Below are 20912 nucleotides of genomic sequence, written 5' to 3' on the forward strand. Positions count from 1 at the left end.
CTACTATATTAAAATATTAAAAACTATTTTTAAGCTTATGGAGCTCTTTTCCCAATTCGTCTATCCTTTGAAGTATGTCGCGCTTCCTTTCAGGCTGTGTCTCAGTTCCGCATGCTGCGAGAAGTGATTTTCGCTGACGCACCAATCTACTGATCCGCAGCTGCTTTACACATCCCTTCATAAACTCGTCTGTCTGCTCCTGTGCATCTTCAGCGCTCAATATTTTCCTAAGATAGACCCCTTCCTCCTCATTCAGTACGGATAATAATTCGCTGTTTGCAGTAAAAATCCCTTTTTTTGCTTTCCCCATAATATAAGAAAATATTTTTTTGTTCGCCGGCTTCTGAAAATCTTCTTCTGAAAGCTTTCCATCCAGCTTCAACGCAAACTGCGGATCTACATATAACCTGCGGACAAGGCAAACTTCTGCTTTCTCCTCAGCCGTTCTTTCACCTGTTTCCGCTTTCGGAGGTATCCATTTTGGCACCTCTTTTTGGGTACCGCCGGCATCTTGGAGAATAGAAGCCTGAGAAAAGCCTGTTATTTCTGACAGTTTGCGCGCATATTTTTCTTTCGTGACCGCGCTGTCCACACTTTTCAATATCCCTGCACATTCCTGTGCAAATTTTTCTTTTTGATACCCATCGGAAAGATCATATTTTGCCTCTACATTCCGAAAACGGTAATCCATCTCGGGCAAGGACGTTTTCATCAGCTGAATATAACCGTTCCGTCCCTGCTTTCTCAAGTATTCATCCGGATCTTGCCCGTCCGGTATCACAACGACCCGCGGTTCTATCCCCTCTTGCGTCAATATGCCAAGCGCGCGCAGCGTCGCTTTTTGCCCTGCTCCGTCTCCATCATAGGAAATATATACATGGTTCGTATACCGCTTGATAAGCCGGGCTTGGTCCTGTGTGAGTGCTGTTCCGAGCGTTGCGACACATTCCGGTATTCCATAGGAAAAAAGCGCAATCACGTCCATATATCCTTCTACCAATATTAAATGAGAAAGATTTTTTTGCCGCCGGATCAGATTTAAATTATATAAATTGCGGCTTTTGTTGAATACCGCCGTTTCAGGCGAATTCAGATATTTGGGCATGCCGTCATCCATCACGCGCCCGCCAAAACCAATGATATCCCCAAACGCATTGATAATCGGGATCATGGCGCGGTTACGGAACATATCATAGCTTTTCCCGTCCGTTAGTTTAATGAGCCCGGCTGCCTGCATTTCCTGTTTGGTATATCCGTTTTCCGCAAGCAAATTCATCAAATGATCCCAACCGTTTCGTGCAAAGCCCATTCCGAAAGTTTTGATGGTCCTCTCGGTTATCCCTCTGCCCTGCAAATAATCCAGCGCTTGTTTTCCATCCGGCGAATATAAATTTTGATGAAAATACCGTGCGGCTATTTTATTCATTTCCAGAATCCGCTTCCGCTGCTGCTTACGTTTTTCATATCCGGTATCGTCGCTGTTTTCCGGGAGCGGAAGCTTGACCCTTTCCGCTAAATACTGACATGCCTCAGGAAACGTCATTTTTTCTTGTTCCATAACAAACTGGATCGCGTTTCCTCCTTTTCCACACCCGAAGCAATGATAAAAGCCCTTTTCCGGATTTACAGAAAAACTGGGCGTTTTCTCGTTATGAAACGGGCAGCACGCCCACCAACGCCCACTTTTATTTTGTAATGTAACATATCCGCTGATCAAATCGACAAGATCGACCTTAGACAGCAGATCTTGAATCCATTCTTCTGGAAAAAACGGCATTTATGCCTCCCTTAACCGAATCCTCTGCATATTTTATACTATAATATTACACGTATAAAACGTTAAATCCTTTAAATTTCTGTTAAAATCTGTTCGAATAAACGAAACGCCCGGAAAATACCGGGCGTTTTTGCTGTCCGTTTTTTAGTTATTGTTCCCTATATTTAGGCTTCGCTTCATAGAATGTATGCAGCAGCTCATGCGCCTTATGTCCGTTCGGCTCTCCGAGGAAATCCTGATACAATTTCTGAATATCCGGATTCTCATGAGATTTCCGCAGCTGCTTGTCGCAGTCCTCATCATATAGCCCTTTCGCACGTACGACGCGCGGATCGAGAACATTCTTAACGCGTGCCGAAACGATAGGCTGCCCGCCGCCGTTGACACAGCCGCCCGGGCAGGCCATGATCTCTATAAAGTGATACTCTTTTTCGCCTGCACGCACCGCTTCAAGAAGCTTTCTCGCATTACCCGTTCCGCTTGCAACGGCTACCTTTACCGGCATATCGCCTACCATGATTTCTGCCTCCTTGATACCTGCGATCCCACGTACATCACAGAAATCAATACTCTCAAGCTGTTGCCCTGTGAGTACTTCGGCAACGGTACGGAGAGCCGCTTCCATAACGCCGCCCGTCGCGCCGAAAATAACGCCTGCACCTGTAGACGTACCAAGAACAGGATCAAAATCTTCATCGGGAAGATTAACAAAATCGATCCCGGCTTCCTTGATCATCTGCGCCATTTCACGCGTAGTAAGCACCGCATCTACATCAGGATACCCGGTGGCATCTTCTCCCGCCCGGTCTTTCTCATATTTTTTAGCAGTGCACGGCATGACGGATACCGTAAAAATCTTTGCCGGATCGATACCGTTTTCCTGTGCATAATAAGATTTTATGATTGCACCGAGCATCTGATGCGGAGATTTACAGCTGGAAAGGTTGTCGAGCATATCCGGGAAGAAATATTCTGCGAATTTGATCCATCCCGGAGAACAGGAGGTAATCATCGGGAGCTTCCCACCGTTTTTCACACGGTTAATGAACTCATACCCCTCCTCCATAATGGTCAGGTCTGCACCGAAATCCGTATCGAATACTTTATCGAAGCCCATTCTGCGAAGCGCCGCTGCAAGCTTTCCCGTCACGCGGGTGCCCATTGGCATGCCAAATTCTTCTCCCAGAGCTACACGCACAGCCGGAGCAGGCTGCACGACCACATGCATATTCGGATTGTGCAAAGCGGCCCACACCTGATCGATCTCGCTTTTTTCAGAAAGTGCTCCGACCGGGCAGGATACGATACATTGGCCGCAGTTGATACACGGTACGTCGACCAGAGATTTCCCCCATACCGGCTCTACCATCGTTCTAAAGCCGCGGTTCGTAGAACCTATGACACCTACCGTCTGTATTTTCTCGCAGGCTGCAATACAGCGTTTGCACAATACGCACTTGTTGGGATTGCGCACAACAGATACCGATTTATCATCAATATCTTTATGTATTTTCTCACCCTCGTACTGAATATTGCGGATACCAAATTCTTCCGCCAGAGTCTGCAGCTCGCAGTTCCGGTTGCGCACACAGGTAAGGCATTCCCGGTCGTGATTGGAAAGCAGAAGATCAAGGCTCACCTTACGCGCCTTCAGCACTTTTTCCGTTTTTGTAAATACTTCCATTCCCTCTGCGACCGGAAGAACACAGGCTGCCTGCAATGCCGGGTTGTTTTTTACTTCCACCAAGCAAATACGGCATGCGCCAATCGCGTTGACCCCTTTCAGAAAGCAGAGAGTCGGAATATCGATGTTTGCTTTTCTTGCGGCGTCAAGCACGGTAGAATTTTCCGGAACTTCTACTCTTACGCCATCTATCGTCAATGATACCATATCACATAATCCTCCTTTTACCTTTTGATCGCATCGAACTTACATTTCTCGATGCAAGCGCCGCACTTAATGCACTTATCCGGATCAATGTGATGCGGTTGTTTCTTTTCTCCGGTAATTGCTTCCGCCGGGCATACACGTGCGCACATTCCACACCCAATACATTTTGTCGGAATGATCTCGTAAACCAAAAGCTGCTGGCAGTGACCCGCCGGGCACCGTTTATCGTAGATATGCGCTTCATATTCGTCCCGGAAATATTTAATGGTAGAAAGCACCGGATTCGGAGCTGTCTTTCCAAGGCCGCAAAGTGCGCCCGCTTTGATACTCTCTCCGAGTTCGATCAGCTTTTCGATATCGCCCGGTTTTCCTTTACCATCCGTGATGCGCTGCAGGATCTCAAGCATCCGCTTTGTGCCGATCCGGCACGGCGGACACTTTCCGCACGATTCGTCTACGGTAAAATCGAGGAAAAATTTTGCGACGTCCACCATACAGTTGTCTTCGTCCATTACGATCAAGCCGCCCGAACCCATCATAGAACCAATGGAGGTCAAGGTATCGTAATCGATCTTAAGATCAAGATGTTCGGCCGGAATACAACCGCCGGAGGGGCCGCCTGTCTGCGCTGCCTTGAATTTCTTTCCATCCGGTATTCCGCCGCCGATATCATAAATGACTTCACGCAGTGTCGTTCCCATTGGTATCTCTACTAAACCCGTATTATTGATTTTTCCGCCGAGCGCGAACACTTTCGTGCCCTTGGATTTTTCCGTTCCCATGGAACCGAACCAATCCGCGCCTTTCAAAATGATCTGCGGGATATTGGCAAGCGTTTCTACATTGTTGATAACGGTCGGTTTGCCGAATAGTCCTTTATTTGCCGGGAACGGCGGCTTCGGGCGCGGTTCTCCCCTGCGTCCCTCGATCGATTCCATCAGCGCCGTTTCCTCTCCGCAGACAAAAGCGCCTGCGCCAAGACGGATCTCGATGTCAAATTGGAAATCCGTACCGAATATCCCTTCGCCGAGCAGGCCGTATTCCCGCGCCTGATCGATTGCGATCTGAAGGCGTTTTACTGCGATTGGATACTCTGCACGTACATATACATACCCCATATTCGCGCCGATCGCATAACCGGCGATCGCCATCGCTTCAATAACGCTGTGCGGGTCTCCCTCTAAGACCGAACGGTCCATAAACGCACCCGGGTCTCCTTCGTCGGCGTTGCAAATAATATATTTTTGATCTCCCTTTGCATCATGGCCAAACTGCCATTTCACGCCTGTCGGGAAACCACCGCCGCCACGGCCGCGCAGACCGGAGGCCTTGATGATGTCAATCACTTCCTGCGGCGTCTTTTCAGTCAGGCAGGTTCCAAGTGCTTTATATCCGTCAAATGCGATATATTCATCTATCACTTCCGGATCGATCACACCGCAGTTGCGCAACGCGACACGATTCTGCTTTTTGTAAAACTCTATATCGTCAAGAGTCGTTGCGACATCTTCTTCTTTTTCGTCCTTATGCAGCAACCGCTCAACAATACGCCCTTTCAGAAGATGCTCTTCGACAATCTCGTCAACATCCTCAAGCTGTACCCGGCTATAAAATGCGCCTTCCGGATACACGATCACGATCGGTCCGGCTTCACAGAGTCCAAAACAGCCTGTTCTGACGACCTTAACTTCTTTTTCCAGACCTTTCTCCGCCAGTCCCTTTTCGAAACGTTCGATCAGCTCCGCTGAACCGGAGGAAGTACATCCTGTGCCTCCGCATACCAATACATGCGCACGATAAAAATCCATTTATCCTAAACCTCCAATTAAATATACAAAGTCAAGCGTTGTTCTTTTCGTAGTAGCCAATCGTATATTCTGTTACGACATTCCCGTTGACCAGATGCTCTGCAACGACGCGTTTGGCTTTTTCAGCGTCCATTTTTACATAGGTGACCTTTTCCTGCCCCGGCATGAATACTTCTGCGATCGGTTCCAACCGGCATACGCCAATGCATCCTGTCTGCGAGACGACTACGTCGGAAAGCCCGCGCGTCGCGACTTCGTCAACAAACGCTTGGAGGACAGGCCGTGCGCCTGCCGCGATCCCGCAGGTCGCCATACCCACTACTACACGCTTTTCGGCATCGCTCTTACGGATATCTACCCTTCCCTGCATCTTTTTTCTGATTGCTTCCAGCTCCTCAAGTGACTTCATGTTCTACTCCCCATACCACGCGGCAGTCTTATCTCTTTATATGCCATATGCCGCGGGCCGCTTTTCCGGCAAGCGGTCAGCCGAGATATGAAATGTTATTTATGCGGTATATTTCACATAAATATCCGATTCATGTTTTGATTAGTGAAAAAAAAGACAATTTCTCCATTTGCTATTATAGCAGTAATATCCTGCCAAATCAACTTCTTTCGTGAAAAATTAACCATATTATCAATTTATTTCTATTTGTACTTACATTCGTACCATTCGAAGTTGATTTTCATATATGCTATAACACTTCGGCAGCGCCACTGAAAGACCCGGTCTCAAAGACCGGGTCTTTTTAAAGCATTCCATATTCGGCTGGGAATATTTCGTCCAGCCTCTCTTTGATCCACGCCGAAACATCCGGAAGATCAAGCGGTACATCTTCGCCCAGTATCTTTCTTATTTCACGCGTGTCGAGCACCTCTTCCCTTTCATCAAGCGTAACGCTGACTACAAAATCGATACCGGGGTTACAAACAATGATCGAGTGCACTGTTCCGGCAAAATCGCCGATCGGCGGGCGATCGATATGATCGAGTACATAGACCGCCTTCACCTCCGTTCCTTTGCCGAGCTCGGAAGAAATTTCGAACATCCCGCCCGCGTTTTCCGCTCCTGCTTTAAACAACGGTATCCCAAGCCCAACCTTGCGTGTCGTCCGTGTTGTTACGAATGGGCTTGTTACGCTCGCTACCATTTCTTTGCTCATTCCTTTTCCATTGTCTTTTATGATAATGGAAAGACGGTTTTTACACCTTTGGATATTGAGAAACAACTCGATCAGCGCAGCGTTTGCGGTGATCGAATTCTGCACGATATCCATGATGTGTAGGGAAATCTCTTTCATTGATTTTCCGGCGCGTTACTGTTTATTTCTATACAGGCTGATTATCCCGGGGATATCCTCCGCTTTCAGCCTGCCGTATACCTGATCGTCGATCATCATGACGGGAGCAAGCCCGCAGCACCCAAGGCAGCGCGTCGCTTCCAGTGTAAACAGCGCATCAGGGGTCGTTCCGCCCGGTGCCGTCTGCAGCTCGTCGCCAAGTGCATTGAGGATACTTTCCGCTTTCTTTACATAGCAGGCCGTTCCCATGCATACGCCAATGACATGTTTTCCCTTCGGCTCGAGTGCAAATTGGGAATAGAATGTCGCAACTCCATAAATATCAGACATCGGGATCCCCATCTCTTCCGAAATGAACCTCTGAACGTCAAACGGGAGAGAGCCGAAAATATCCTGTGCTTTCTGCATGATCGGCATTAACGGCCCCGGCTTTTTCATTGTTTCCGCAATAAAGCCCTTTAGTTCGTCATATTTTGCTTGTACTTCCGCTGTGTTCCCCATGAAAAGTGCCTCCTTAAAATAATCGACCTCTTGATCTCATTGTGTCCGAGAAGTATTTTACCATATAATAATTTCTTTTGCATTAGTTTTTGTGAAATTAGTCACATAATTTTTGTAGAATTGTTCGGACATTTGCAATCTCCACTTCAAGCGCCCGCTCCCGTTCCGCGATTTGCCATAAATTATGCGCGTCAGACGAATGTATCTGCTCAAAACGCGATATATCGCTTTCGATCGCAAGCCCCGGAACCGTCTCGACCGTTTTGAAAAAAAGCTGCGGCGGGAAAAAGCCGAGATTTGCTAAAACGGAATTCGCTCCTTTATTGATATGCGCGGGAACCGCATATCCGCCATATTCACGAACCAAAGCACAGCTCTCGTCGATATCATAGGGAAGCGCAGAGATCAAAAGCTTATCAAGCGTTCCTACGACCTCATCTTTTTCATTTAAAATAAACTGGTTCCCGAAAAAATCCGGCTGATTTCGGATATCTGGAAGCTCGGCATATAATTTATCGCCAAACTCCCGCGCTGCCCGCGCTTCCTCAAAGAAAACCAGTACATGCACCTCCTCGGAGGTGGTCATCTCGAGCCCGGGCAAAAACAGGAGCCCGGCATCGGCAGCCACCCTTGCCGCCGCCTCTACATTCCGCGCACAATTATGGTCGCTCACTGTGATAAGGTCAAGCCCCTTCAATTTCGCCATGTTAACAATATTGTTCGGCGTCATATCATCGTCCGCACAAGGTGAAAGCGCCGAATGGATATGAAGGTCATAATAAAGGAGCATAACGCTATTTGCCGATCCCCAGTCCGTATAATTTGCAACAGACCGCATACGACGTATCGGGCGATGAATAAAGCACAACGCCCTCTTCCTTCGCTTTTTCGATCGTTGCCTGCGGCACTTCGATATTTTCCGGTACGATCACGCATGCGAAATCATGCAGACACGCCACAGCAATCACATTAAGATGCGTCTGCACCGTTATCCATGCCATTCCCGCCTCGCCGCGCGCCATGACCCAACTGAGAAGGTCGCATACGCAGCCATCCGTTACCTCCGCGTCCTCCGAAAGTCCGTCCGTAAGCAGCTTGAGTCCCATCTTTTCGGCTATTTCCGCTGTTTTCATTCCCCATCATCCTCCGCTATTTTATCTTTACTTGCCAAGTCGACCATTTCTTCCGCAAGATACCGTACTTTCTCTTTCAGCATAAAAACGCAGTCCATCTCCTGTGCATGTCCGCGCACGATATCCTCCGCAAGCGCACGGCACGAGGGTGCTCCACAGCTTCCGCAGTCCATTCCCGGCAGCTTGTTCGCAAGCTCCTCGATCTTCTGTATTTTCCGAAGCGCCTCCATCCGGTCGTCGTCCAGCTTCATCACATCTATGGCTTCCATCTGCTTCTTTGTTGCTGCAACGCCTGTCTCTGCGTATTCGCGGGCCTTTTGCTCTATGCTTTCATTGAACCCAACCTCGTCGCAGATCTTCTGCACACGCGACTGTGCCACAAATGCGCTCTCAAATACGAGCGGGCCCCCTACGCAGCCGCCCGTACATGCCAGTCCCTCAAAGAAATCCAAATCTTTCAGCTTATCGTTCTCAATATCCTCAAGTGCCCGCGCCACATTTGATATCCCGTCCACGGAAAGCGCATTTTTCTCGCCCACCGCAAACGCCTCGCCTCCGCTGTTTGCCCAACCGATCCCCTTTGCAGAGGCCTTGTCTCCCTCAAAGCGCTTAGCGTCAGCCGATTTCAGCTGTCCTGTCAGCAGGCCGTAAACCTCCAAAATAGAGATCGCTCCGTCCACATCGCTTTTTTCTTTGGCAAGCGGTGATTTGATGCTGGTCATCTTTGCCGGGCAAGGCGTAATAAAATAGGCGCCGATATCGCTGATATCCACGTTATTTTTCCGTGCAAACTCTTGCTTTGCCACTTTTGCCGCAACCTCTACCGGTGCATCTACCTTTACCACATTATCGAGGAGCTCCGGAAAACGCACTTGTATCAGCCGGACAACAGCCGGACAAGCGGACGAAATAAGAGGACGTATGCCCGGCTTCTCCAGCTCCTTGGCAATCGCTTTGCTGCAAATCTCCGCCCCTTTTGCCACTTCGAACACATCATCGAACCCCATTGCTTTCAGTCCTGAAAGGACCCTGTCGACTTTATCGACTTGGCTGACCATTTTGAACTGCGCATAAAGCGCGGGCGCGGGAAGCGCGATCTTATATTTGAACTGGCTAATGCTTGAGAGCGGGTCTGTGACTGCATTTTTGGCATGATAAGGACATACGCGGATACATTCTCCGCAGTCAATGCACCGTTCCTTTAAAATTTTTGCTTTGCCTTTTTGTACCCGAATGGCTTCCGTCGGGCACCGCTTGATACAATTGGTACATCCCGAGCATTTCTCTTTTTCGAGGCGTACGGAATGAAAATATTTCTCCATGATCGTCAACCGCCATTTTTCTATTTCTATTACATTTTAAATTTCAGAGTCACCGTCGTTCCGGCAGGACTGGATTCGATCTGCATATTGTCGCTGTTTTTGTTCATATTGGGCAGCCCCATACCGGCTCCGAAGCCCATTTCACGCACAGTATCTGATGCTGTCGAATACCCCTCCTGCATTGCAAGGTCAATATCCGGTATTCCCGGCCCTGTATCGGCACAAATGATCGTGATGGAATCCTCGTCGATATCGAGCTGCATGTGTCCGCCAAAGCTGTGTATGATCATATTGATTTCCGCTTCATAGGAAGCGATCGCTATTTTACGGATCAGCGTGTGATCCACGCCCATCTGCTTCAGTTTATTTTTAATACGCGCAGAGACTTCCCCTGCCGCTGCAAAATCATCTTTTTCTATTGCATAATCCCGGGTATAGATCATATCATTCCCCCCGCATTCCGCCTTTTATTCCATTTTCATATAATATCCCGCAGGTCGTAAACATCGGCTTATCGGTCGCGAGAAGGATCATATCCCGCTCCTGCGCCATATCGACAATGTCCTGCGCCGGCCGTTTACCGCGTACAAAAAGAATACACGGGATATCCATCATTTCGGCAGTACGGATCACATGGTTATTGACAAGGCCGGTCATGAGGATCGCATCGTGTTTTGTAAAAGCAAGCACATCGCTCATCATATCTGCACCACACGCGCACAGGATCTCCGTTTCCGCCTTATCGCTGCCACAGAGAAATTCCGCATCCAACAGCTTTGCAATTTCCGCTACTTTCATAAATCCTCCTCCGTTCCCCTATTCCTTATATTGCTCGATCTGAATATCTACCATATCAAAAATTTTATTCGCAAATTCGTCCGGATACGGATGCTTATAAACAACGCGTACGATTCCTGCGTTGACGATCATCTTCGCGCAAATCGAACAAGGCTGATGCGTACAGTACATTGTTGCTCCGTCGATTGCTACTCCTAACTTTGCAGCCTGTATGATCGCATTCTGCTCGGCATGGATCGCATAGCACAGTTCCGCACGTTCCCCTGAAGGTATCCCCAAATTGATACGCAGGCACTCTCCACGCTCCTTACAGCTGTCGATCCCCGCGGGCGCGCCGTTATAACCCGTCGTGACGATCCTTTTGTTCTTTACGATCACAGCTCCAATGCTTCGATTGGTTTTATAACAGCTCGTCCAATGTGCGATCTCTTCTGCAAGGCCCATAAACCTTTTATCCCACTTATCCATTCTGTTCCCCTTTTAAAGATAGATTGTTGAAATCGTTTGAAGTTATTTTCCGTCATATAAATTTGTATGGCTTTCTATGATTTTTATTGTACATTATTTCACATTATATGTCGGGATCAAATTTGATAGATATCAAGAGATATATGAAGTATTTTTGCGTTTTTCAAAAATATTTTCATTTAAACATAATATTTTCATATTTTTAATAATGAATGTTATTTGATTTATTTTCTGTTTATAGATATCATTAGGTTTAGAAAAATTAGCACTCATTTAAGTCGAGTGCTAACAGGACACAGATATTTATTATTACAGGAGGCATGAGATATGACAATCAAACCATTGGGTGACAGAGTCGTCATCAAATCCGTTGAAGCGGAAGAAACCACGAAAAGCGGCATCGTTCTGCCCGGTTCGGCACAGGAAAAGCCGCAGGTCGCAGAAGTTGTAGAAGTAGGTCCCGGCGGAGTCGTGGACGGCAAAGAGATCAAAATGGAAGTACAGAAGGGCGACAAGGTCCTGTATTCCAAATATGCCGGTACGGAAGTAAAATTGGACGGCGAAGAACTGATGATCGTTCGTCAATCCGATATTCTTGCAATCGTGAAATAAGTAAGGAGGCTGATCAATTATGGCAAAACAGTTAAAATTTGGCGAAGAAGCACGCCGCGCGCTTGAAAAAGGCGTAAACCAGTTAGCAGATACCGTAAAAGTAACGCTCGGACCGAAAGGCCGCAACGTTGTTCTGGATAAGAAATTCGGAGCACCGCTGATCACAAACGACGGTGTTACCATCGCAAAAGAGATCGAACTTGAAGATCCTTTTGAAAACATGGGCGCGCAGCTCGTAAAAGAAGTTGCGACCAAGACCAACGACGTAGCCGGCGACGGCACCACGACTGCCACCCTGCTTGCACAGGCTGTTATTCGTGAAGGACTTAAAAACGTTGCTGCCGGCGCAAATCCGATGGGCGTTAAGAGAGGTATCCTCAATGCATGCGAAACGGCAGTTGAGAGTCTGAAAGCTCTTTCCAAGCCGATTGCAGACAGCAAAGCGATTTCTCAGGTCGCGAGCATTTCCGCAGGCGACGAAAAAATCGGTTCCCTCATCTCCTCCGCTATGGAAAAGGTTGGGAACGACGGCGTTATTACGGTCGAAGAATCCAAGACGATGCAGACAGATCTCGACGTTGTGGAAGGAATGCAGTTTGACCGCGGCTATGCTTCCGCATATATGGTAACTGATACGGAAAAAATGGAAGCTGTTCTGGACGACGCTCTTATCCTGATCACAGATAAGAAAATCTCCAATATTCAGGATCTCCTCCCTATTCTTGAACAGATCGTACAGCAGGGTAAAAAATTGCTTATTATTGCTGAAGACGTTGAGGGCGAAGCGCTCGCTACCCTCGTTGTCAACAAGCTGCGCGGCACGTTTAACTGTGTTGCAGTAAAAGCTCCGGGCTTTGGCGACAGAAGAAAAGCGATGCTTCAGGATATCGCAACGCTCACAGGCGGCACGGTCATCTCCGAAGAGGTCGGTATCGATCTTAAGGAAGCGACGATGGATATGCTCGGCCGCGCAAAACAGGTCAAGGTCGACAAAGATAACACGACTATCGTGGAAGGCATGGGCAAAAAAGAGGATATTGATGGCCGCATCAAATCGATCAAGGCTCAGATCGAGGAAACGACCTCCGATTACGATAAGGAAAAACTTCAGGAACGTCTTGCTAAACTGGCGGGCGGCGTAGCTGTTATCCGCGTCGGCGCAGCAACGGAGACGGAAATGAAGGAAGCAAAGCTGAGGATCGAAGACGCTCTCGCAGCAACGCGCGCTGCTGTTGAAGAAGGTATCGTTCCGGGCGGCGGTACTGCCCCGCTGAAGGTAACAGACGATATCAAGGCGCTGATCGAAAAACTGACCGGTGATGAAAAAACGGGCGCTAAGATCGTGCTGCGCGCTTTGGAAGAGCCTGTCCGCCAGATCGCTGCAAACGCAGGTCTTGAGGGTAGCATTATCGTAGAGAAAATCGTTGCTGACAAATCTAAGACGTTTGGCTTCAACGCTGCTACGGGCGAATATGTAGATATGATCGAAGCAGGCATCATCGACCCGACGAAGGTTACCCGTTCTGCGATCCAGAACGCATGCTCCGTTGCGGCTATGCTGCTCACGACGGAAAGCATCGTGACCGATCTTCCGGCGCCGGAACCGCCGGCAATGCCGGGCGGCGGCGCTCCCGGCGGAATGCCCGGAATGTACTAAGAATCAATAAGTAATAAAAAACGGGAGAAAAATTCTCCCGTTTTTTATTGCTAAAATTTTATTTCTTCAAGATCATACCAGTCTATAGGTTCTCCAAAACTGCTTTCTATTATTTCATTTTTATCCCGGAAACGTTCCAGCGTTGTTTCATCTGTAACATTAAAGTCTGTGATCCGGCATATTATTTTAGTCTGAGTGGAGAAACAAACTTCAACCAGAAAAAAATCGCCTACCTTGTCGTAAATCCGTGCCGCAGACATTGTACCGTTTGCTTTTGTATTGGCACTATTCGCAATATATCCGACCCTACTGCCGTCATCTTCAGCTACTACTTTGATCGCCTCTGTGTCGTAAGCATTTTCCGGCTCTTTACAGCACAACAATTCCGCACCAATGGAAAACGGTACTCTATCCCGATAATGTCGAAATCCTGTCACCGTTACAAACGTGCCATCTATCATAATCTTCTTTCCTTTCAAAGCAGCGCAACTGCGTATTTCTTCGAGCTTTTTTCCAATTCACCAGCCTTTTGCGCTACATGTTATTCAACTTTCCCGTCAAACTTTGCCGAATCCCATGCAAACATCTTTTTACCGTCGAGTGCATCGATTTTTTTCATGTCCTCCTCCTGTAACTCAAAATCGAAAATATCTGCATTCGCAGCGATGCGATCTGGTTTTACAGATTTGGGTATCACAGTGATGCCGTTCTGAATATGCCAGCGCAGGGTCGCCTGTGCCGCGCTTTTTCCATATTTTCGCCCGATCTCTTCCATAAGCGGCTCTTCACTGAGATGCCCGTGAAAAATCGGCCCCCATGCTGTAACGGATATTTTATTTTCCAAACAAAACTTTCTTAATTCCCGCTGTTGATTCCACGGGTGCAGCTCCACCTGATCGTTCGCAGGATACGCCCCTGTCTTCTTATACATATCCCGCAGCTGCTCTACCGTAAAATTAGAGACGCCCGCCGCACGGATCAAGCCTTTCCCACGCAGGGAGAGAAGCGTATCCCACGTGCGGTAACGAAGCGTTTCATCCGTTCCCGGCCAGTGAAGCATATAAAGGTCGATATAGTCCCCGCCAAGGGAAGCAAGGCTTTTTTGGAACACCTCTTCCGCATTCTTAAAATCGGTCGGCCATAGCTTTGTCGTTATAAACAATTCCTCCCGCGCAATCCCGCTGTCGCGTATGGCGCGCCCAACATCTTCTTCATTCCCGTAAAAGGTAGCCGTATCGATATGCCGGTAACCCGAATCAAGTGCAAAACGCACCGCTCGGTACACCTCCTCTCCGGCTCTTGCCTTATAAAGGCCGAGTCCGAATCTGGGCATATCCACGCCGTCTGCGATCCGTACCGTATCCTGCAAGCTCTTTATCATTTTCTCTCCTCCGTCAATAAAGCGATCGCGTCTACATATCCCTGTTCTCCTTTTCCGCATATCTGTGCGACGCACACATCAGAAATCACCGAAATGTGCCGAAAGGCTTCGCGCACATGGATATCTGAAAGATGTACTTCCACACACGGAATACTAACGGACGAAATAGCGTCGCGTATCGCATAGCTATAGTGTGTATAAGCCCCCGCGTTCAATACGATGCCATCCTTGTCTCCATAGGCGTCGTGGATTTTATCGATCAATACTCCCTCATGGTTGGACTGGAAAAATTCCAGCTCTACCTCCATATTTTTTGTTTGCTCCGCAATAAACGAATTGATTTCATTTAACGTCTTTACGCCATAAATTCCTTTTTCACGAATACCGAGCATATTTAGATTCGGCCCATTCATCACTAAAATTTTTTTCATTGCTTTCTCCCAAATCATTGAAATATAATATACTTGATTGTATCATAACCCGAAGGAGTTTTACTATTGCCATGCGGAAAAATTATTGTGTGATCGGTTCCCCTATCGCCCACAGCCTATCGCCTGCGATCCATAACATGCTTTACGCCCGGTATGGGCTTGAATGCTCGTATGGAAAAGAACTGGTGCGGCCTGATACGCTGGAAGGATTTCTCTCCTCTTTGGACGCCCGCGGCATCTATGGGTTTAACATCACAATGCCGCTCAAACAAACGATCCTCCCGTATCTTTCCTCGGTCTCTTCCGAGGCATCAGGAGGCGTCAACACCGTCGTTGTTCAGGCTGACGGAAGACTTTTTGGCTATTCCACCGATGCAGCTGGCTTTTATGCGTCTCTTACAAATATTGGTTCCGGTTATCACGGACGGAATGTCGTATTCATCGGTGCCGGAGCCGTTACTCGCCTGCTTGCGCATGACGCTGTTCAAAAGGGTGCAAAAAGCGTTGTCATCGTGAACCGTACGCCCGAAAAAGCGCAAGGCATAGCGCGGGAGATCAACGCTTCTTTTGATTCTCTTCCGAACATTGCAAAGCATTTAAAAAACTGTGAGCTTCTGGTCAATACTACCCCGCTCGGCATGCACGGAACAGGGCAGGACTTCGAAGACTTGTCCTTTTTGGATTCTCTTCCTGTCAGTGCTGCTGTGTGCGATCTTATCTATTCTCCCGCTCAGACGTCTTTTCTTCAATACGCGGCAAATCGCGGCCTCTTAACGATGAACGGCCTTGGAATGCTGATCTGGCAGGCATTTTTTTCTTTTGAGAAGTGGTTTGGGATCTTACCTGACCGCGGAGATTATCAGGCAGTCGAAGCAGCTTTGCTCAAAGATTTAGTGCACACATGATTTTCTGCGCCGTCTGCTCTACCGTACCGTCGTTTTCGATACGAATATCGCCTGCCTTTTCATAGCAACTCCTGCGTTCTTCAAATATTTGCCGTACGCGTCCGGCGCCTTCTTTCAAAAGAGGGCGTTTTGTTGTATCTACAGTATTTACGATCGTTTCTACGTTCCGAACTATCCATATAACCGTTCCCGTTTTTCGCATGATCTCAATATTCCGGTTTGTCAGCACGATCCCTCCGCCGCAGGAAATAACGTGATCTGTTTTTTCCTCTGCCATTTCTTCAAGCGCTTCCGTTTCAAGAGTTCTGAAATATGCTTCTCCCTCCGCTTGAAAAATATCGCTGATCGTCCTCCCCTGTTCATTTTCGATCTTGGAGTCAAGATCGGTAAACGGAAGCCTCAGCTTTTGCGCCAATACTTGTCCGACTGCGGATTTTCCGCATCCCATCATGCCAATCAAAAAAATATGTTTCATATCAACAACCGTTCTCATAGATACCAAGCAGCTTTAGCTGCGAACAATAGCGGCTGATGCCGTCGATTGCTTTTTCGATCTGTTCCTGCAACTCATCTCCCGCAAAATCCACATAGAACCGATATTCGAAAGTCCGGTGCTTCAGTGGACGCGATTCGATTTTTACCATATTGAGACCGCGTTCCGCAAATACGTTCAAAATATAGGCCAGCGCTCCCGGTTTATGCTCCAACACAAAGCTGATGCTTGCTTTATTACCACTCCCGTCCGCTTTTTCTGTCCGGCCGATCATAATAAACCGTGTAGTATTTTCTCCGCTGGTATTGATATTTTTCTCCAAAGGCTCCAACCCATAAATTTTCCCTGCATATTCGCTGGCGATCGCCGCCTTGGACGGATCGCCCGTCTTGGAGACATACTCTGCGCTGGCGGCAGTATTGTAATACGGTATTCTCCTCCACTGGGGATAATGGCCTAAAAATTCCGCGCACTGCATCAAACCCTGATCGTGCGAATATACTTCCTCGATATCGTCTATCGACGCACCCGGAACGCAAAGCAGTGCATGGCTGATGTGGATCAGTTGTTCGCCTGTGATGGCAACATCGTATTTCTCCAGCAGGTCATAGACTTGCTGTACGCTTCCTGCATAGGAATTTTCGATCGGTAATACGCCAAATTCGACCTCTCCTGATTCCACAGCAGCAAAGACATCTTCAAAGCCCTGATAGCCGACTGCCTGCATCTGTTCTCCGAAATACCTGTTCCGCGCCATATCCGCATAAGCGCCGCGAATACCGGAATACCCAACCTTTCCGCTTCCGCTGCAATTTTTTTTCTCTACTGCATGTTTTCCGACGACTCGTCTTTGGTAGGCACGGCTCATGCTCATAAGCAATTCATAGAGCCTGTCGATGTCTCCACACAGCCGCTTATCGAAAAGCATCTCCTCGCGCTTTTTCAGCACCTCCACCTCACGTCCCCTATCTAGGACAGGCAGTCCCCGTTCTATCTTGCATCTTGCGATCTCTTCTGCGATCTGTATCCTCTTTTCAAACGCTTGTACGATTACAGCGTCTACTTCGTCTATTTTTCTGCGCAGGCTTTCAAGTTCAGTCATGGTTCACCTCCAACCACAGATCGGCCGCAGCAAGCGAAGCTGCACATTTTACCGCCTCTACTGCGCGCGGCACGATGCACGCGTCATGCCGTCCGTGTATCCGCAGAGATGCTTCCTCCATTGTGCGGATATTGACCGTTTTTTGCTCTTGGGCGATCGATGCCGTCGGCCGGACCGCAACACGAAACAAAACCGGCATTCCATTTGTGATGCCGCCGCCGATCCCTCCGCTGTGATTTGAAGCAAAGGAAACAGTTCCATTTTTTAGAATGGGAGTGTCGTTTGCCTCGCTGCCGCGCATGCCCGCTATTTTAAATCCATCTCCGAATTCCAAGCCCTTTACAGCGGGAATCGAAAACATAATATGTGCAAGCGTGCTTTCAACACTGTCGAAAAAAGGATCTCCTAAGCCTGCCGGAAGTCCGCTGATGGCACATTCGATCACTCCGCCTACCGAGTCAGCCTTGCTATGCGCTTCACGTATCTTATCCTGCATCTTCCGTCCAATATCCATATCTACGACCGGAAAATCTTTCCTCTCTGTTTCCTCCATTTCCGCCGCAGAATATGGCCCCGGGTCCATAACGTCCGCTATTTGTTTGATTCGGGCTGAAACATGGATATGGTGCTGCTCTAAAAGCTGGCGCGCAATGCTTCCCGCAAACACGATAGGGGCAGTCAGGCGGCCCGAAAAATGTCCGCCCCCCCGGTAGTCGTTGAACCCGTGATATTTAACGAATCCGGTGTAATCTGCATGGCCCGGGCGTAGCAATTCGACCGTTCTCTCATAATCCTGAGAACGTGTATCCGTGTTGCGGATCAGTGCGGTAAGCGGCGTTCCCGTCGCTCTCCCATTGAAATACCCGCTCACTATTTCCGGAATATCGGCTTCCTGCCGCTTTGTAGAAGCAACAGAGCGGTTAGGTGCACGCCGTTTCATCGCTTCTGCTATTTTTTTTTCGTCGATCTTCAAGCCTGCAGGAAGTCCGTCTATGACAACACCAATTCCTGCCGAATGAGACTCGCCGAAAATCGTTACTTTCAGATTATTTCCAAATGTTGCACTCATCTTACACAACCTCCTACGCTGGCAAATTCTTCAAAAAAAAGCGGAGCCGATTTCCCGACCGCTTCTGAACCATTCAGTAATATGGGCTCCCTTGAAATACAAGAAGCTACAGCCAATGCCATAGCGATCCGATGATCGGCGTGACTGTCCACCTCTCCTCCATTCAACATCCCTTTTCCATGGATCGTCAGGCTGTCTTCATATTCTATAATATCCGCTCCAAGCTTTTCCAGCTCCTGCGTTATAGCATGCAGGCGATCGCTTTCCTTATACCGCAGCCGTCCCGCATTATAAATGCGCGTCTTTCCTTCTGCTGCACATCCAAGAACAGCCAGCACCGGCACAAGATCCGGTATCTGACTTACGTCTATTTCAATCGGTTTCAGGGAATTTTTTTTCACAAGGATTCCGTCTGCCCGATATTCAACGTCTGCCCCCATGCATTTCAATATCCCCAATATTTCCTTATCCCCCTGCTTTGTCTCCTGCTTCAAGCCAGTAAGAAGCACCTCACCCGCAAGAGCCGCTGAGACGGCAAAAAAAGCGGCATGGGAATAATCTCCTTCTATCGTCATATCACACGGACGATAGCCCTGTCTCCCAAACACATCGATAATATTCCCCCGCCATTTGGTCTCCACACCAAACGCCCGCTGAATATCCCGTGTAAGATCGATATAGGGCTGCGATTCGATCTCTGTCGTGAGATGAATACCGGAATCGTCCATCAAAAGGGGCAATGCATACAGTAACCCCGATATAAACTGGGAGGATATGTTGCCCGGCATGGCATATTCTCCACTTTCCAGCGTTCCACACAGCGTAAGTGCATTATCTTGCTTTTCGGCTCTTATGTTATTTCTTAGAAAAACCCTATCGTACGCGTCATGCGGCCGCCGCATCAGTCTTCCGTGCCCGATGAAAGTACGTTCTTTCCCATCAAGCGCGAGCGGGATCAGAAAACGAAGCGTAGAGCCTGATTCTCCGCAATCGATCATTTTCTTTCCCGCTTCGTGAAAGCCGCCGTATACAGTGCATACATATCCGTCCGTTTCATATTTACATAGTCCCATATCCCGCAACGCATTAGCCGTAGCTGTTATATCCTCGGAAAAGGCCATATTCCTCAATATCGATTTTCCATTGGCAAGCGCGGCACAGATGAGCGCACGATGTGACACACTTTTCGATGGGATCATTTTGATGTTTCCTCGAATTTTTGATGGGATTATCTTTTTCATAAACTCTATTCCTTTAATATTTTCTGTATTTCTTCTACATCGAGCTTTTGGATGACCGCATGCCCGATTTCATCGATCAGTATAAAGTTGATCTTTCTGCCCTCAGCTTTTTTATCTGCAAGCAGAAGCTCCAGCGCTTTATGCAGTATATTGCCCTCTGTTTCGACCGGCAACCTGTTTTGTTCCAAGAGCGACTTTGTGTCCTCCGTTAAGCCTGCCGGAGATACTCCTAACTTCTCCCCGATTCGTGCTGCGTATACCATTCCTATGGCAACCGCTTCTCCATGCAAAAAGGCTCCGTAGCCTGCCGCTGCTTCAATCGCATGCCCAAGCGTATGACCATAATTGAGCTGCATACGGATGCCTGTATCATAGGGATCGCGCTTCACATAATCTGCCTTGATCTCGCAGCAGCGTCTTACGATATCCGCGATATCTGCCCTCCCTGAAACAAGCGTTTGATGCAATTTTGCATCATATATATACGCATATTTGATGACTTCCGCCATGCCCGCTGCATATTGACGCGTATCAAGTGTTGCAAGCGTTCCAGTGTCTGCTATGACAATATCCGGCTGATAAAAAGCGCCCACCATATTCTTCCCCTCCGGAAGATTGACCGCTACCTTTCCTCCTACCGAACTATCTACCTGCGCAAGCAGCGTCGTTGGATACTGAACAAACGAAATACCGCGTTTGAAGGTAGCCGCCGCAAAGCCTGCGATATCTCCTACGACACCGCCGCCAAGCGCAGCGACCGCGCCTTTACGGTCTATCCCGAATTCCATCAATTTCTGATAGATCATTTCCAGATTCCGCATACTTTTCGAGCTTTCTCCGGCAGGCAAAATGATCCATTTTGCCTCTGGAAAATACTCATGCAGCAAAGGATATACGATATCGTCCGTAATAACGGCATAATCTGTATATCTTTTCAGCGGTTCATCCGAAATGATACGGTTTCCTATTACTATATCATATCTTCCATTATCCGCGTCTACCAAAACCTTTTTCATAAT

23 protein-coding genes are annotated in these 20912 nt (G+C 48.1%); 3 read left to right on the forward strand and 20 right to left on the reverse strand.

Annotated features, from left to right (window positions below):
* Positions 1-16: 16 nt before the first annotated feature.
* From dnaG to PUP29_RS02700, 12 genes are all read right to left on the reverse strand, one after another.
* Positions 17-1777 (reverse strand): DNA primase, encoded by a 1761-nt coding sequence (gene dnaG / locus PUP29_RS02645; RefSeq protein WP_353423777.1) that lies wholly within the window; start codon positions 1775-1777, stop codon positions 17-19.
* A gap of 148 nt (positions 1778-1925) precedes the next feature.
* Positions 1926-3668: an NADH-dependent [FeFe] hydrogenase, group A6 gene (locus PUP29_RS02650; RefSeq protein ID WP_079547371.1), complete on the reverse strand. Its 1743-nt coding sequence runs from the start codon at positions 3666-3668 to the stop codon at positions 1926-1928.
* A gap of 17 nt (positions 3669-3685) precedes the next feature.
* Entirely contained in the window at positions 3686-5476 is a 1791-nt protein-coding gene (gene nuoF, locus PUP29_RS02655) for an NADH-quinone oxidoreductase subunit NuoF (protein WP_079547370.1), read from the reverse strand.
* 31 nt (positions 5477-5507) lie between these two features.
* Positions 5508-5885, reverse strand: coding sequence for a (2Fe-2S) ferredoxin domain-containing protein (locus PUP29_RS02660; protein WP_079547369.1), 378 nt, complete (start codon positions 5883-5885; stop codon positions 5508-5510).
* A 343-nt stretch (positions 5886-6228) separates the two neighbouring features.
* Positions 6229-6780: an ATP-binding protein gene (locus PUP29_RS02665; RefSeq protein ID WP_079547368.1), complete on the reverse strand. Its 552-nt coding sequence runs from the start codon at positions 6778-6780 to the stop codon at positions 6229-6231.
* Between the two features lie 15 nt (positions 6781-6795).
* On the reverse strand, positions 6796-7281 hold the full coding sequence (locus tag PUP29_RS02670; protein ID WP_079547367.1) for an NAD(P)H-dependent oxidoreductase subunit E: 486 nt from the start codon (positions 7279-7281) through the stop codon (positions 6796-6798).
* Positions 7282-7378: 97 nt separating this feature from the next.
* Positions 7379-8071, reverse strand: a complete 693-nt coding sequence (locus PUP29_RS02675; protein WP_353423780.1) for a hypothetical protein — start codon at positions 8069-8071, stop codon at positions 7379-7381.
* Positions 8072-8075: 4 nt separating this feature from the next.
* Positions 8076-8414, reverse strand: coding sequence for a hypothetical protein (locus PUP29_RS02680; RefSeq protein ID WP_079547365.1), 339 nt, complete (start codon positions 8412-8414; stop codon positions 8076-8078).
* Positions 8411-9736: a [Fe-Fe] hydrogenase large subunit C-terminal domain-containing protein gene (locus PUP29_RS02685; protein ID WP_079547364.1), complete on the reverse strand. Its 1326-nt coding sequence runs from the start codon at positions 9734-9736 to the stop codon at positions 8411-8413. Before PUP29_RS02685 ends, PUP29_RS02680 begins: the two co-directional genes overlap by 4 nt.
* Before the next feature lie 29 nt (positions 9737-9765).
* Positions 9766-10179 (reverse strand): ATP-binding protein, encoded by a 414-nt coding sequence (locus PUP29_RS02690; protein WP_079547363.1) that lies wholly within the window; start codon positions 10177-10179, stop codon positions 9766-9768.
* A gap of 1 nt (position 10180) precedes the next feature.
* Complete coding sequence (locus tag PUP29_RS02695) at positions 10181-10534, reverse strand: DRTGG domain-containing protein (protein WP_079547362.1); 354 nt, start codon at positions 10532-10534, stop codon at positions 10181-10183.
* An 18-nt stretch (positions 10535-10552) separates the two neighbouring features.
* Positions 10553-11002 (reverse strand): deoxycytidylate deaminase, encoded by a 450-nt coding sequence (locus PUP29_RS02700; protein ID WP_079547361.1) that lies wholly within the window; start codon positions 11000-11002, stop codon positions 10553-10555.
* A 327-nt stretch (positions 11003-11329) separates the two neighbouring features.
* On the opposite strand from PUP29_RS02700, the gene groES reads away from it, so the two are divergent.
* Positions 11330-11614 (forward strand): co-chaperone GroES, encoded by a 285-nt coding sequence (gene groES / locus PUP29_RS02705; RefSeq protein ID WP_079547360.1) that lies wholly within the window; start codon positions 11330-11332, stop codon positions 11612-11614.
* Between the two features lie 19 nt (positions 11615-11633).
* A complete protein-coding gene (groL, locus tag PUP29_RS02710) occupies positions 11634-13271 on the forward strand; it encodes a chaperonin GroEL (RefSeq protein ID WP_079547359.1) in 1638 nt (545 codons plus the stop codon).
* 50 nt (positions 13272-13321) lie between these two features.
* On the opposite strand, the gene PUP29_RS02715 is transcribed toward groL, so the two are convergent.
* The 3 genes from PUP29_RS02715 to aroQ all read right to left on the reverse strand — a co-directional run bounded on the left by PUP29_RS02715 (position 13322) and on the right by aroQ (position 15083).
* On the reverse strand, positions 13322-13732 hold the full coding sequence (locus PUP29_RS02715; RefSeq protein ID WP_079547358.1) for an HIRAN domain-containing protein: 411 nt from the start codon (positions 13730-13732) through the stop codon (positions 13322-13324).
* An 80-nt stretch (positions 13733-13812) separates the two neighbouring features.
* Positions 13813-14652 (reverse strand): aldo/keto reductase, encoded by an 840-nt coding sequence (locus PUP29_RS02720; RefSeq protein WP_434542796.1) that lies wholly within the window; start codon positions 14650-14652, stop codon positions 13813-13815.
* Positions 14649-15083 (reverse strand): type II 3-dehydroquinate dehydratase, encoded by a 435-nt coding sequence (gene aroQ, locus PUP29_RS02725; protein WP_353423784.1) that lies wholly within the window; start codon positions 15081-15083, stop codon positions 14649-14651. Before aroQ ends, PUP29_RS02720 begins: the two co-directional genes overlap by 4 nt.
* 71 nt (positions 15084-15154) lie before the next feature.
* Between aroQ and aroE the strand changes: the two genes are divergently transcribed.
* Complete coding sequence (gene aroE, locus PUP29_RS02730) at positions 15155-15988, forward strand: shikimate dehydrogenase (protein WP_353423786.1); 834 nt, start codon at positions 15155-15157, stop codon at positions 15986-15988.
* Here aroE and PUP29_RS02735 read toward each other — a convergent pair.
* From PUP29_RS02735 to aroB, 5 genes are read right to left on the reverse strand one after another with little or no spacing between them, the layout of a single operon-like run.
* Entirely contained in the window at positions 15966-16463 is a 498-nt protein-coding gene (locus tag PUP29_RS02735) for a shikimate kinase (protein ID WP_353423787.1), read from the reverse strand. The two genes, aroE and PUP29_RS02735, sit on opposite strands and share 23 nt — an antisense overlap.
* Before the next feature lies 1 nt (position 16464).
* The gene (pheA, locus tag PUP29_RS02740; RefSeq protein ID WP_353423788.1) at positions 16465-17583 is read right to left on the reverse strand and encodes a prephenate dehydratase; all 1119 of its coding nucleotides are present in this window, start codon (positions 17581-17583) and stop codon (positions 16465-16467) included.
* Positions 17576-18652, reverse strand: a complete 1077-nt coding sequence (aroC, locus tag PUP29_RS02745) for a chorismate synthase (RefSeq protein ID WP_353423790.1) — start codon at positions 18650-18652, stop codon at positions 17576-17578. Before aroC ends, pheA begins: the two co-directional genes overlap by 8 nt.
* Positions 18649-19893, reverse strand: a complete 1245-nt coding sequence (gene aroA, locus PUP29_RS02750) for a 3-phosphoshikimate 1-carboxyvinyltransferase (protein WP_353423791.1) — start codon at positions 19891-19893, stop codon at positions 18649-18651. The genes aroC and aroA overlap by 4 nt, the downstream gene beginning before the upstream one ends.
* Before the next feature lie 5 nt (positions 19894-19898).
* Positions 19899-20909, reverse strand: a complete 1011-nt coding sequence (aroB, locus tag PUP29_RS02755; RefSeq protein ID WP_079547351.1) for a 3-dehydroquinate synthase — start codon at positions 20907-20909, stop codon at positions 19899-19901.
* Positions 20910-20912: the final 3 nt, after the last annotated feature.

This window comes from Christensenella massiliensis, assembly GCF_040409835.1.
Lineage (GTDB): Bacteria > Bacillota > Clostridia > Christensenellales > Christensenellaceae > Christensenella > Christensenella massiliensis.

Excerpts from the sequence above, each read along its gene's own strand:
- dnaG (WP_353423777.1), bottom strand. The coding sequence starts at position 1,777 with ATGCCGTTTTTTCCAGAAGAATGGATTCAAGATCTGCTGTCTAAGGTC.
- PUP29_RS02650 (WP_079547371.1), bottom strand. The coding sequence starts at position 3,668 with ATGGTATCATTGACGATAGATGGCGTAAGAGTAGAAGTTCCGGAAAAT.
- nuoF (WP_079547370.1), bottom strand. The coding sequence starts at position 5,476 with ATGGATTTTTATCGTGCGCATGTATTGGTATGCGGAGGCACAGGATGT.
- PUP29_RS02660 (WP_079547369.1), bottom strand. The coding sequence starts at position 5,885 with ATGAAGTCACTTGAGGAGCTGGAAGCAATCAGAAAAAAGATGCAGGGA.
- PUP29_RS02665 (WP_079547368.1), bottom strand. The coding sequence starts at position 6,780 with ATGAAAGAGATTTCCCTACACATCATGGATATCGTGCAGAATTCGATC.
- PUP29_RS02670 (WP_079547367.1), bottom strand. The coding sequence starts at position 7,281 with ATGGGGAACACAGCGGAAGTACAAGCAAAATATGACGAACTAAAGGGC.
- PUP29_RS02675 (WP_353423780.1), bottom strand. The coding sequence starts at position 8,071 with ATGCTCCTTTATTATGACCTTCATATCCATTCGGCGCTTTCACCTTGT.
- PUP29_RS02680 (WP_079547365.1), bottom strand. The coding sequence starts at position 8,414 with ATGAAAACAGCGGAAATAGCCGAAAAGATGGGACTCAAGCTGCTTACG.
- PUP29_RS02685 (WP_079547364.1), bottom strand. The coding sequence starts at position 9,736 with ATGGAGAAATATTTTCATTCCGTACGCCTCGAAAAAGAGAAATGCTCG.
- PUP29_RS02690 (WP_079547363.1), bottom strand. The coding sequence starts at position 10,179 with ATGATCTATACCCGGGATTATGCAATAGAAAAAGATGATTTTGCAGCG.
- PUP29_RS02695 (WP_079547362.1), bottom strand. The coding sequence starts at position 10,534 with ATGAAAGTAGCGGAAATTGCAAAGCTGTTGGATGCGGAATTTCTCTGT.
- PUP29_RS02700 (WP_079547361.1), bottom strand. The coding sequence starts at position 11,002 with ATGGATAAGTGGGATAAAAGGTTTATGGGCCTTGCAGAAGAGATCGCA.
- groES (WP_079547360.1), top strand. The coding sequence starts at position 11,330 with ATGACAATCAAACCATTGGGTGACAGAGTCGTCATCAAATCCGTTGAA.
- groL (WP_079547359.1), top strand. The coding sequence starts at position 11,634 with ATGGCAAAACAGTTAAAATTTGGCGAAGAAGCACGCCGCGCGCTTGAA.
- PUP29_RS02715 (WP_079547358.1), bottom strand. The coding sequence starts at position 13,732 with ATGATAGATGGCACGTTTGTAACGGTGACAGGATTTCGACATTATCGG.
- PUP29_RS02720 (WP_434542796.1), bottom strand. The coding sequence starts at position 14,652 with ATGATAAAGAGCTTGCAGGATACGGTACGGATCGCAGACGGCGTGGAT.
- aroQ (WP_353423784.1), bottom strand. The coding sequence starts at position 15,083 with ATGAAAAAAATTTTAGTGATGAATGGGCCGAATCTAAATATGCTCGGT.
- aroE (WP_353423786.1), top strand. The coding sequence starts at position 15,155 with ATGCGGAAAAATTATTGTGTGATCGGTTCCCCTATCGCCCACAGCCTA.
- PUP29_RS02735 (WP_353423787.1), bottom strand. The coding sequence starts at position 16,463 with ATGAAACATATTTTTTTGATTGGCATGATGGGATGCGGAAAATCCGCA.
- pheA (WP_353423788.1), bottom strand. The coding sequence starts at position 17,583 with ATGACTGAACTTGAAAGCCTGCGCAGAAAAATAGACGAAGTAGACGCT.
- aroC (WP_353423790.1), bottom strand. The coding sequence starts at position 18,652 with ATGAGTGCAACATTTGGAAATAATCTGAAAGTAACGATTTTCGGCGAG.
- aroA (WP_353423791.1), bottom strand. The coding sequence starts at position 19,893 with ATGAAAAAGATAATCCCATCAAAAATTCGAGGAAACATCAAAATGATC.
- aroB (WP_079547351.1), bottom strand. The coding sequence starts at position 20,909 with ATGAAAAAGGTTTTGGTAGACGCGGATAATGGAAGATATGATATAGTA.